Annotated in this window: 10 protein-coding genes; 4 read left to right on the plus strand and 6 right to left on the minus strand. The window is 72.1% G+C overall.

What is annotated here, in order from left to right:
- Positions 1-252: 252 nt before the first annotated feature.
- Complete coding sequence (locus ACFVVA_RS03745) at positions 253-1767, minus strand: MFS transporter (RefSeq protein WP_387685314.1); 1515 nt, start codon at positions 1765-1767, stop codon at positions 253-255.
- 87 nt (positions 1768-1854) lie between these two features.
- On the opposite strand from ACFVVA_RS03745, the gene ACFVVA_RS03750 reads away from it, so the two are divergent.
- A complete protein-coding gene (locus ACFVVA_RS03750; RefSeq protein WP_387685316.1) occupies positions 1855-2289 on the plus strand; it encodes a MarR family winged helix-turn-helix transcriptional regulator in 435 nt (144 codons plus the stop codon).
- Positions 2290-2327: 38 nt separating this feature from the next.
- On the opposite strand, the gene ACFVVA_RS03755 is transcribed toward ACFVVA_RS03750, so the two are convergent.
- From ACFVVA_RS03755 to ACFVVA_RS03775, 5 genes are all read right to left on the minus strand, one after another.
- Complete coding sequence (locus tag ACFVVA_RS03755; protein ID WP_387685318.1) at positions 2328-3275, minus strand: M56 family metallopeptidase; 948 nt, start codon at positions 3273-3275, stop codon at positions 2328-2330.
- Between the two features lie 243 nt (positions 3276-3518).
- The gene (locus ACFVVA_RS03760) at positions 3519-4073 is read right to left on the minus strand and encodes a DUF5134 domain-containing protein (protein ID WP_387685320.1); all 555 of its coding nucleotides are present in this window, start codon (positions 4071-4073) and stop codon (positions 3519-3521) included.
- Between the two features lie 347 nt (positions 4074-4420).
- Positions 4421-5179 carry an amino acid ABC transporter ATP-binding protein gene (locus ACFVVA_RS03765; protein WP_380348837.1) on the minus strand — a complete coding sequence of 253 codons (759 nt, stop codon included), beginning with the start codon at positions 5177-5179 and terminating at the stop codon, positions 4421-4423.
- The gene (locus ACFVVA_RS03770; protein WP_359914669.1) at positions 5176-5997 is read right to left on the minus strand and encodes an amino acid ABC transporter permease; all 822 of its coding nucleotides are present in this window, start codon (positions 5995-5997) and stop codon (positions 5176-5178) included. Before ACFVVA_RS03770 ends, ACFVVA_RS03765 begins: the two co-directional genes overlap by 4 nt.
- Before the next feature lie 203 nt (positions 5998-6200).
- Complete coding sequence (locus tag ACFVVA_RS03775) at positions 6201-7079, minus strand: ABC transporter substrate-binding protein (RefSeq protein ID WP_387685323.1); 879 nt, start codon at positions 7077-7079, stop codon at positions 6201-6203.
- Positions 7080-7612: 533 nt separating this feature from the next.
- Here ACFVVA_RS03775 and ACFVVA_RS03780 point away from each other — a divergent pair.
- Genes ACFVVA_RS03780 through ACFVVA_RS03790 form a run of 3 tightly spaced genes read left to right on the plus strand, consistent with a single transcriptional unit; the run spans position 7613 to position 10841 of the window.
- Positions 7613-9013, plus strand: coding sequence for a DUF6421 family protein (locus ACFVVA_RS03780; RefSeq protein WP_387685325.1), 1401 nt, complete (start codon positions 7613-7615; stop codon positions 9011-9013).
- A complete protein-coding gene (locus ACFVVA_RS03785; RefSeq protein WP_359914666.1) occupies positions 9010-9768 on the plus strand; it encodes an SDR family NAD(P)-dependent oxidoreductase in 759 nt (252 codons plus the stop codon). The genes ACFVVA_RS03780 and ACFVVA_RS03785 overlap by 4 nt, the downstream gene beginning before the upstream one ends.
- The gene (locus ACFVVA_RS03790; protein WP_387685375.1) at positions 9765-10841 is read left to right on the plus strand and encodes a threonine aldolase family protein; all 1077 of its coding nucleotides are present in this window, start codon (positions 9765-9767) and stop codon (positions 10839-10841) included. The genes ACFVVA_RS03785 and ACFVVA_RS03790 overlap by 4 nt, the downstream gene beginning before the upstream one ends.
- Positions 10842-11100: the final 259 nt, after the last annotated feature.

The raw sequence follows: 11100 nt of genomic DNA on the forward strand, positions 1-11100 counted from the left end.
ATTGACCGAATCCCCGCGAGGTGCCATCGTGTCTGCTCCGAACGTTCGTTGGCTCCGGGCCAATATACTTGTGGAGCCGACAGCCGCACCGGGGTACCGTGCCCCGGCGGGCACTGCCCGGGCGGCCGCCACGAAGACGGCCGGCTCCACCGACACGGGGGTTTGGTGGAGCCGGCGCCATGGCCCGACGGCGCGCAGGCCGGTCACGGGGGGTCCGGTTACGGGCGGGGTCCGGTCACGGGGGTCCGGGGGTCAGCGCCCGGTCAGGACGTCGGCCCGGGCCGCGGTCGACCCGACCGGCGGCTCGTCACGATCCGGCACGGGTGCGGGAACCGCCTTGCGACGCCGGTCCACCAGGGCGCCCGCCGTCGCGACCACCAGGCCGACCACCGCGACCACCGTGACGAACAGCAGCGCCGGCCGGTAGCCGTCCAGCTGGGCCTGCGGGCTGTCGCCGCCCGCGCTGCCGGCCGTGATCATCGCGGTCGCCCCGGCGAGGACCACCGCGGTGCCGACCTGGATCGCGGTGTTCACCAGTCCCGAGGCCAGGCCCTGCTCCTCGTCGCTCACGCCGTCGGTGGCGGCGATGTTCACCGAGGGGAAGGCGAACGCGAAGCCCACACCGAGCAGCAGCATCGAGGGCAGCACCAGGCCCGGGTACGAGCTGTGCTCGTCCAGCCGCAGGAACAGGGCGAAGGCGGCGACCAGTGAGGCCAGGCCGATCGGCAGCAGCCGCCCGGTGCCGAAGCGGTCCACGATCGGGCCCATGAACGGCGCCGAGAGCGCGATGAGGGCCGCGGCGGGCAGCAGTCCGAGCGCCATCTCCAGGGCCGACCAGCCGAGCAGGTGCTGGAGGTAGAGGGTGACCACGAACTGGAACCCGCCGTACGCGCCGGTCATCGCGAAGGCGACCACGTTCGCGCGGGCGACCGAGCCGTTGCGGAAGATGCCGAGCCGTACCAGTGGGTGCGCGGTGCGGCTCTCCACCCGCAGGAAAGCGGCGGCCAGCACGGCGACGACCAGCAGTGAGCCGAGGGTGCGCGGGCTCAGCCAGCCGGCGCCCTGGGCCTCGGTCACGGTGAAGACCAGCAGCATGACGGTCGCCGTGCCGGTGATCGCGCCGAGGACGTCGTAGCCGCCCTGGGCGCGCTCCTCGACCGGGCGGGGGAGCAGCCGGACGGCGAAGAGCAGGGCGAGCAGCGCGACCGGGACGGGCATCAGGAAGGTCCAGCGCCAGCCGACCGAGGTGAGCAGGCCGCTGAGCACCAGGCCGAGCGAGAAGCCGCTGGCGCCGCAGGTGGTGTAGATCGACAGCGCGCGGTTGCGGGCGGGGCCCTCCGCGAAGGTCGTGGTGATGATCGACAGGCCGGCCGGGGCGGTGAAGGCGGCGCTGACGCCCTTGAGGAAGCGGGCCGCGATCAGCAGGCCGCCGTCGTCGACCAGGCCGCCGACCAGCGATGCGGCGGCGAAGACGCCCAGGGCGACCAGGAACACCCGGCGGCGGCCGAGCAGGTCGGCGGCGCGCCCGCCGAGCAGCAGCAGGCCGCCGTAGCCGAGTACGTAGCCGGAGACCACCCACTGCAGGGTGGAGGTGGACAGGTGCAGGTCGGAGCCGATGGACGGAAGGGCGACGCCCACCATGGAGACATCCAGGGCGTCCAGGAACATGGCGGCGCAGAGCACGATCAGGGTGCCCCAGAGGCGGGGGGTCCAGTGCGGCCCGCTGGTTGACGGGGCGTCGGGTGACATGACGGTCGCGGTGGTCATGGGGAGGACAGTACATGCACATGCATTCAATGCAAATGAATTAAATGTGAACGCATTAATTGTCGATGCACGTGCTAGGGTGGCGGCGTGGCTGAACTCGACTCCCCGGCGGAGGCCGGTCTCGTCGCGCAGTGGCGCGAACTGCTGGCCCGGCATGCCGCCGCGGCCTGCGCCCTCGACCGCGAGCTGGGCGACCGGTACGGGCTGGGCATGAGCGAGTTCGAGGTGCTGGAGCGTCTCGTCGAGAACTGCGGGGGCGGTGGGGGCCAGTCGGTGCGGGTGAGCGAGCTGGCCCACACCGTCCATCTGAGCCAGAGCGCGCTCTCGCGGCTGATCGCCCGCCTGGAGAAGGCCGGACTGGTCACCCGGGCGATGTGCGAGAGCGACCGCCGGGGCGTCCAGCTCACCCTCACCGAGGCCGGCCGGGAGCGCTACGAGCAGGCCAGGCCGCTCCACCGCCGGGTACTGGAGCAGGCCCTCGGTGACGGTCCCGGCCCGGTCGGCGGATCAGCCTCCGGCTGACGCCCCGTCAGAGGCGCCGCGCCGGTGCGGTGTCGACCTCACAGCAGGGAGTGCAGCCCCGGTGCCGCGGCCAGCAGTACGACCACGGCGGGCGCGGCGAGCGCCGCGACGGTGAGCCGCAGCCGGTGCGGGACGGAGAGCCGCGGACGGCCCGCGAGCAGTCGGTCCACCCGCTTCGGGGACTGTGCCAGGCCGGGCGGGCAGGAGCCGAACACCCCGCGGTCCAGGTTGAGTTCGGCCAGCGCGAGGGCGGTGGTGTGCCGGCCGTGCCGACGGGCGGCCCGGTCGTCGGCGGCCAGTTCGACCAGCTCCGCCACCTGGTCCCGGAAGGCGCTGAACACGCCGACCCCCGGGAAACCCGAGGCGAGCGCCTGGGCGAACTGCTGGAGCCAGTGGTGCCGGGCCCGGACGTGACCGCGCTCATGGCTCAGCACGGCGGCCAGCTCCCGGTCGGTCAGCTGCTGGAGGGCGCCGGTGGTGACCACCAGCCGGGAGTCCGGGCCGGGCAGCGACCAGGCCTCCGGACGGACGTTCTCCAGGACCACCAGCCGTTCCCGGCGGCTCCGGGCGGTCTCGATGGTGTCGGGCAACTCCGGTGCCCGGTTTGTCAGTTGGGCGTGCCGTCGACTGCGCAGCGCCTTCGCCGTACGAACCTCCCGGGTCAGCGCCAGCACCGTCTGCACCCCGCCCGCGGCCAGCACCGCGGCGCACAGCCGACCCCAGCCCTCGGCCTCCTGGAGGCCGTACGCCGCCTCCACACCGCGCGGTGCGCCCGCGAACAGCAGCGAGCGCAGCTCCGGCAGGGCGGCGGAGGCAGCCAGGAGGAGGCCCAGCGCGCAGCAGAGCAGAACGGCCACCACCAGGCACTGCCACACCAGCAGCGCCAGCACCGGTTCGCGCTCCGCCCAGCGGGCCCGGGCAAGCAGCCGGGGCATGAGGGTCGAGAGCAGCAGGCCGAGCAGCAGCAGGCCGATCAGGGCAGGCATCGATGGGCTCCCCGAGTACGCACGGAACGCGACAACGCGCTCCCTGCCAACCTATGCGCTGGCGACGTCCGGTGGAACGGCTTTCGACCGGCCAGTGACCAACGCCACGCTCGGACGGGGGCTTTGGGGCGCCGGGCCCGGCCCGGGCCCGGGCTTTGGTGTGGAGGGGGCGGAGGCAGGGGCAGGGGGCTTCGGCGTGGCGGGCGGAGGCTGTGGGGTGCCGGGCGGGTGTCCCGCAGGTCGTCACATGGTCAGGAGCATGGCGAACATGCCGATGCCCATGGTCAGTCGGCAGGCCTGCGGCAGCCCGGCGGTGCCGACCGCGAGGGTGCCCGCCGGAGTGCGCAGCAGCCGGCTGCCGGTCCAGACGGTGTACGCGGCGAAGTAGAGGAGGAGCACCCCGGTCAGCAGTGGAAGGCCCAGAGCGGCGGCTCGGTGGTGGCCGTGCCCGGAGGTGGACGCCATCGTGAAGGCCATGTACGTCATGGCGAGCGCGCCGATCGCGTGGTGCAGCCGGTGCGCCCGGCCGGCCGGGGCGTGGGCGGCGGCGAGCAGGAAGGCGGTGGCGGGGAGGCCGAAGAGCCCGGCCCAGACGGCGGGCGGGACGGTGGCGCCGGTGACGGCCATCGCGGCCATGCCCAACCCCATCAGGGCCTCGGCGGCGTCGGACTCGCGGGCGAGCGGCCGGTGCCCACTGCCCGGGGCGCAGGGGGAGTGGCGCAGCCGGACCAGGCAGGACGTGCCCGCGCCGGTGGCGAGGAGGGCGAGGAGCCAGTTGACCAGGGTGGGTCCGTGCAACGGCGGCCTCCCGGGGCGGTGGGCGCCGGGGGCGGCGAACAGGGGACAGCGAACAGCGGTCGGCGGACAGATGACAGCGAACAGATGATGAAATCTGTCGGCTGTCATCTGTCATCCGTGAGCTGTCATCTGTTCGCCGCCCCCGTGCGCGGCGACGGACGTCCGGTCCACGATCACCGCACCCGGCCGGGCACGGCCAGGGCGCGCACAGGGGCGCACAGTGGTGCCCGTCGTTGCGAAAGCCCTGGCCGCGCACCCGCCGCGTACTCGTCGCGCACCCGTCGCACGCCTGGTCGCACTCCCCGGCCGAGCGGACCGCTCACCCGGCCGCCACCAGGTGGGGGCGCTCAGCCCTGGAGCCGCCCCGAGGCGACCACCCGGCTGAGGAACTGCCGCGTCCGCTCCTCCTGCGGATCGCCGAACACCTGCTCCGGCGGCCCCTGTTCGAGCACCACCCCGCCGTCCAGGAAGCAGACCTGGTCGGCGACCTCACGGGCGAAGCCCATCTCGTGGGTGGAGAGGACCATCGTCATCCCCTGTTCCTTGAGGTCCCGCACCACCGACAGCACCTCGCCGACCAGCACCGGGTCGAGCGCCGCGGTGATCTCGTCGAGGAGCAGCAGCCGCGGCCCGGTGGCCAGCGCGCGCACGATGGCGACCCGCTGCTGCTGCCCGCCGGAGAGCCGGTCCGGGTACTCCTCGGCCTTGGCCGCCAGCCCGAGCCGGTCGAGCAGTTCCAGCGCCCGGGTCCGGGCCTCGGCCCGGGCGACGCGGTGCACCCGGCGCGGGGCGAGCGTGATGTTCTCCAGCACCGTCAGATGCGGGAACAGGTTGTACGACTGGAACACCACGCCGATCCGGCGCCGCACGGCGTCCTCGTCCGCGCGCGGATCGGTGATCTCCTCGCCGTCCAGGAAGATCGCCCCGTCGTCGATCCCCTCCAGCAGGTTGACGCAGCGCATCAGCGTGGACTTGCCGGAGCCGGACGCCCCGATCAGCGCCGTCACCGAGTGCTCGGCCACGGCGAGGTCCACGTCGCGCAGCACCACCTGGCCGCCGAAGGTCTTGCGCACCGACTCCAGCCGGAGCACGTCGCTCGACGTCACACCGCACCTCCCTGAAGCTGGCGGCGGTTCATCCGGGCGGTCAGCCAGTCGGCGAACCGGGTCAGCGGAATGGTCAGCACGATGAACACCAGGCCCGCCACCAGGTACGGCGTGAAGTTGAAGGACCGGGCCGCGATGATCTTCGCCGCGTACACCGCGTCGATCGCGCCGCCGATCGAGACCAGCCCGGTGTCCTTCTGGAGGCTCACCAGGTTGTTGAGCAGCGGCGGCACGACCCGGCGGACGGCCTGCGGCAGCACCACGTACCGCATCGTCTGCGCGTTGGTCAGCCCCAGCGACCGCGCCGCGGCCCGCTGGCTGGGGTGCACCGACTCGATGCCGGAGCGGAACACCTCCGACACGTAGGCCGAGTAGGTCAGCACCAGGGCGGCCCCGCCCAGCAGCAGCGGATCGGTGGTCACCCCGGTCAGCCGCAGCGCCGGCACCCCGGTGATCATCACCAGCAGGCAGATGATCATCGGCAGCCCGAGGAAGAAGTCCACGTACGCGGTGGCCAACAGCCGTACCGGCAGGAAGACCGGACCGCGCAGCGTCCGCAGCACCGCCAGCAGCAGCCCGAACAGCAGGATCAGCGCCCCGCAGCCGAGCATCAGCTCCAGGTTCAGCCGCAGTCCCTTCAGTACCTCGGGCAGTGCCTGACGGGCGTAGTCGAGGTTGAAGAAGGTCCGCCGAGTCACCTCCCACCCGGGGGAGTTGACGATGAGGAGGTAGAGCACGACGGCTGTGGCCAGGGTCGAGCCGGTGGCGATCAGCGCCGAGCGGCGGGCCCGGGACCGCCGGTACGCCTCGTGCGCCAGCCGCCGCTCGGACGGACGGTAGTCGTCCTCCGTCGTCGGCGCCCCGGTCGGCGGTGCGGTGCGCGGCGCCGGCGCCTTGGTGAGCTCCGCCGGACCGGCGGCGCCCGGCGCCTTCCCGCCCGATGTCTCCAGGCCCGGTGTCTCCAGGCCCGGTGTCTCCAGGCCCGACGCCTCCCCGCCCGGCCCGGGGCTCAGGTCAGCGCTCACTTCAGCACCGGTGCCGAGACGGCGTCGGACAGCCACTGCTTCTCCAGCTTCGCCAGCGTGCCGTCGGCGCGCAGCGCGTCCACGGCCTGGGAGACGCAACCGGTCAGCTTGGAGCCCTTGTCCAGCACCAGACCGAACTGCTCGGCCTGCGCGGCGGCCTCGAACTGGCCGACCACCTGGGCCTCCGGGACCTCGGCGCCGGTGATGTAGAAGGCAGTCGGCAGGTCCACCACCAGGGCGTCGATCTGGCCGTTCTTCAGCGCGGCCTTGGCCAGGTCGTTGGAGTCGAAGACGGCCGGCTGGGTGCTCGGCTTGATGGTGTTGGTGATGGTGTCCAGGCTCGTGGTGCCGACCTGCGCGCCGAGCTTGGCACCCTTGAGGTCGGCGATGCTCCTGGCGCCCGCCGCCTTGGAGTTCTTCAGCGCGATGACGGTCTGGCGCACGTCGTAGTAGCCGGAGGAGAAGTCCACGGCCTGCTTGCGCTCGTCGCTGACGGACACCTGGTTGATGTCGAAGTCGAAGTCCTTGGCGCCCGGGGAGGTCGCCTTGTTGAACGGCGCGACCACCCAGCCGACCTTCTCCTTCGGGTAGCCGAGCTTCTCGGCGACCGCGTAGGCCACGGCGGACTCGAAGCCCTTGCCGTTCTCCGGCTTGTCCTCGGAGAACCACGGGTCGTACGCGGGCTTGTCGGTGCCGACGGTCAGCGTTCCGGCGGTGCGCGTGGCCAGCGCCCCCGGCGCGCAGCCCGCCGCCGTCCCGCCCGCGCCCGAGGCGGCGTCGGACTTCGAGTCCTGCGGCGCGCAGGCGGTCAGCACGGCCGCGGCGGCGACCAGCGCGGCGATGGGCAGTACGGCGGAGGGCTTGCGGAGGGTCATGACGGGGCTCCAGGGAAGGACCGGCGGGACGGGGGGGGGAACGAGGAGGGGCACGGGAGGGCGCGACGGGCGGCCCGCATCCCGGCGGGTCACTTCCCCCCGGTGGCGGCGCCGGAACACACGCGGCATGGTCGGCGTACGGGCCCGCGTCCGCGGCGCCCCCCGAGCCGGATCGGCAGCAGCCGGGGCGGCGGCAGGCCGGTCAACAGCAGCGGCGACAGCGGCAGCTCAGGCCGCGCGCGCGACAGCGACGGCAGACGTGCCGACGGGAGGGCGCCCGGAAGGGGCTGTCGTGGCGTACGGCCACCGTGATCACCGCCGGGAGCATGCGGGGAGGTTCGCATCAGAACAGCGCATCTGTCCAGAACATCCAGACCACTGTCCACATGCCGGACAATCCGCCTCCCGTCGAAGGTTTGGGCGCCGGAGGGGCGGTGCACCGGAGCTTTGCCGGTCCGGGCCCTCTTGAACAGGAGAACCTTTCGTACTTATGGTGTCCCCGTTGAAATAACTCCTGTCGAAGTGAGTCCACGATGCAGAATCTTTCGCCAAGGCTCGCTGTGGCGGCCGACGCCCCGGTCTCGACCCTCGCCGGCCACCCGGCCTGGCTGCGCCTGAAGGAGGCCGTCGAGACGCTGCGCCCGCTCCAGTCGAAGGACGGCTCGATCGACCTGGCCGCCGTCCAGCGGCACACGGTCGACCCGCTGGTCGCCACCGTCCGCGCCGCCGTCCAGGAGCTCGCTCCGAACTTCCCGCACGACGCCGCCTACCTGGCCGCCGTCGACGCGGACCTCGCCAAGTGGGCCGACACCGGCTACCGCGAGCCCGACTTCCTGGACTCGCTGCTCGCCTTCCAGCCCGCCGACCAGCGCGAGGACGGGCTGGAGCACCTGGTCGTCTTCCCGATGTACACCCAGAACGGCAACCCGGACCGCAACCTGGAAGCCGTCCTGCTGAGCGTCGTGTGGCCCGACTGGCTGGCCGAGCTGGAGCGCACCCGCTTCGACAACCCGATGTTCGTGCCGATCACCTTCACGGACTTCACCGCCGGCTACGACACCAACTCCGCCGTGCTCTTCCCCGAGACGGTCTCCGTGCGCAAGGCGCCGGAGCGTTTCACCTGGGGCGGCATCTTCTGCGACCGCGAGGCCGCCCGCTTCCGCGCCGTCTCCACCAGCGCCGTCCAGCAGCTCGGCCTGGAGATCCCGGCCGACGCCGAGGGCCTGCTCCAGGACCAGCAGCGCGCGCAGGAGACCTTCGTCCTGTGGGACCTGGTCCACGACCGCACCCACAGCCACGGCGACCTGCCGTTCGACCCCTTCATGATCAAGCAGCGCAGCCCGTTCTGGATGTACGGCCTGGAGGAGCTCCGCTGCGACCTCACCACCTTCAAGGAGGCGGTGAAGCTGGAGACCGAGGGCAACCGGCACGCCCGCGACGTCCAGTACGCGGTCCTCTTCGACCGCCTGTTCCGTTTCCCGGTCTCCGGCGACCGGGTGCGCAACTACGACGGCATGGGCGGCCAGCTGCTCTTCGCCTACCTGCACAAGCACGACGCGCTGCGCTGGCGCGACAACCGCCTCAGCATCGACTGGGAGCGCGCCCCGCAGGTCACCAACGCGCTCTGCGCGGAGATCGAGACCCTCTACCGCGACGGCATCGACCGGCCGAAGCCGGCCCACTGGATCGCCGCCTACGAGCTGGTCTCCCGCTACCTCACCCCGCACCCGGCCTCCACCTGGGCGAAGGGATCCGAGGCGCTGCCGCTCGACATCACCGACGGCAAGGCCCTCAACAAGGCCCTGTGCGACGCCGTGCTCCCGGACGAGTTCCCGCTGAGCATGTTCTACGAGGCCCTCAACAAGAAGCTGAGCGGCGTCATCGCCGCCACCGCCGGCATCACCGGCGCCGGGATCCAGGGAGCCGCCGCGTGACCACCTCCACCAACGCCCCGCTGGCCGGCAAGGTCATCGCCGTCGCCGGAGCCAGCGGCCCGGCCGGCCGCGCCGTGCTGCGTCGCCTCACCGCCGACGGTGCCACCGTGATCGGCGCCGACATCGACGCCCAGCGCCTGGAGTCCGCCCTGGACGCCACCCGGGTGGCCGTCCGCGGCGCCAAGGTCAGCGGCCAGGTGATCGACCTGCTCGACCCGCAGGAGGTCCACGACTGGGCCGACCACCTGGAGTCGGAGCACGGCCACGTCGACGGCCTGTTCCACCTGGTCGGCGGCTGGCGCGGCAGCAAGACCTTCTTCGACACCCGGCTGGACGACTGGGACTTCCTGCACGACACCGTCGTGCGGACCCTCCAGCACACCTCGCTGGCCTTCCAGCCCGCGCTGGTCCGCAGCACCGCCGGCCGCTACGCGATGATCTCCGCCGCCGCCGCGCACAAGCCCACCGCAGGCGGCGCCGCCTACGCGGCCGCCAAGGCCGCCACCGAGGCGTGGACCCTCGCCATGGCGGACTCCTTCAAGAAGGAGACCACCGACCCCGACGGCGAGCCCACCGCCGCGGCTGCGATCCTGGTCATCAAGGCGCTGGTCAGCCCCGAGATGCGGGCCGAGAAGCCGGAGGCGAAGTTCGCCGGCTTCACGGACACCACCGACCTCGCCGGACACCTGGCGGGCCTCTGGGACCGCCCCGCAGCAGAACTGAACGGACAGCACCTGTGGCTGACAGCCCGATGACCGACCTCACCCGTACGGACGCGGTACGGCGGCACGACCCCGCCGTCCGCGGCTTCGCCAGCGACAACTACGCCGGCGTCCACCCGGAGGTCCTCGCCGCGATAGCCCTCGCCAACGACGGTCACCAGATTGCCTACGGCGAGGACGACTACACGGCCCACCTCCAGGACGTCTTCCGCCGCCACTTCGGCGAGAAGGCCGAGGCCTACCCCGTCTTCAACGGCACCGGCGCCAACGTGGTCGCCCTCCAGTCGCTGCTCCCGCGCTGGGGCGCGGTGGTCTGCGCGGAGTCGGCCCACATCCACGTCGACGAGGGCGGCGCCCCGGAGAAGATGGGCGGCATCAAGCTGCTCACCGTCCCCACCCCGGACGGCAAGCTCACCCCCGAGCTGCTCGACCAGCAGGCCTGGGGCTTCGGCGACGAGCACCGCGCGCAGCCGCTCGCGGTCTCCATCACCCAGAGCACCGAACTCGGCACCCTCTACACCCCCGACGAGATCCGCGCGATCACCGAGCACGCCCACCAGCTGGGCATGCTCGTCCACGTGGACGGCTCCCGACTGGCCAACGCCGCCGCCTCGCTCGGCCTGCCGCTGCGCGAGTTCACCACCGACGTCGGCGTCGACGTGCTCTCCTTCGGCGGGACGAAGAACGGCCTGCTGTTCGGCGAGGTCGTGGTGGTGCTCAACCCGGAGCGGGTGCGCAACATCAAGTACCTGCGCAAGACCTCGATGCAGCTCGCGTCGAAGATGCGCTTCGTCTCGGTCCAGTTCGAGGCGCTGCTCTCCGGCGACCTCTACCTCCGCAACGCCGGCCACGCCAACGCGATGGCCAGCCGCCTGGAGGCAGCGGTCCGGAAGATCGACGGCGTCGAGGTGGTCCGCCCGGTCCAGGCGAACGCGGTGTTCGCGATCCTCCCGCGCGAGGTGAGCGAGCGGCTCCAGAAGCACTACCGCTTCTACTTCTGGAACGAGCACACCGGCGAGGTCCGCTGGATGTGCGCCTACGACACCACGGAGGCCGACATCGACGCCTTCGCGGCGGCCATCGCCGAGGAGATGGTCCGCGCCTGACGGTGCCCGAACCACGGATCGTCCCGTCCCGCGTCAGCGGGGCGGGACGATTTGCATGTGGCGGGCCGGTCACCGTACAGTTCCGGAGTCGCCGCGGGAGACCGGGGCAGCAAAGCGGAAAGCGAATCCGATGAATGAAACTCCGGAAAACGGAGCGGAAAGCGTCTGATAAGCTGGAAACACGAAAGAACGAAGCCCGGAGGGTCCGCTGGAAGGCGGTCCGAAGGAAGCGTCCGTTCCTTGAGAACTCAACAGCGTG

Origin of the sequence: Kitasatospora sp. NPDC058048 (assembly GCF_042885555.1) — a bacterium.
GTDB classification, from domain to species: Bacteria; Actinomycetota; Actinomycetes; order Streptomycetales; family Streptomycetaceae; genus Kitasatospora; species Kitasatospora lactacystinica.

Coding starts and splice junctions, on each gene's coding strand:
- ACFVVA_RS03780 (WP_387685325.1), top strand. CDS start 7,613: ATGCAGAATCTTTCGCCAAGGCTCGCTGTGGCGGCCGACGCCCCGGTC.
- ACFVVA_RS03755 (WP_387685318.1), bottom strand. CDS start 3,275: ATGCCTGCCCTGATCGGCCTGCTGCTGCTCGGCCTGCTGCTCTCGACC.
- ACFVVA_RS03775 (WP_387685323.1), bottom strand. CDS start 7,079: ATGACCCTCCGCAAGCCCTCCGCCGTACTGCCCATCGCCGCGCTGGTC.
- ACFVVA_RS03745 (WP_387685314.1), bottom strand. CDS start 1,767: ATGACCACCGCGACCGTCATGTCACCCGACGCCCCGTCAACCAGCGGG.
- ACFVVA_RS03790 (WP_387685375.1), top strand. CDS start 9,765: ATGACCGACCTCACCCGTACGGACGCGGTACGGCGGCACGACCCCGCC.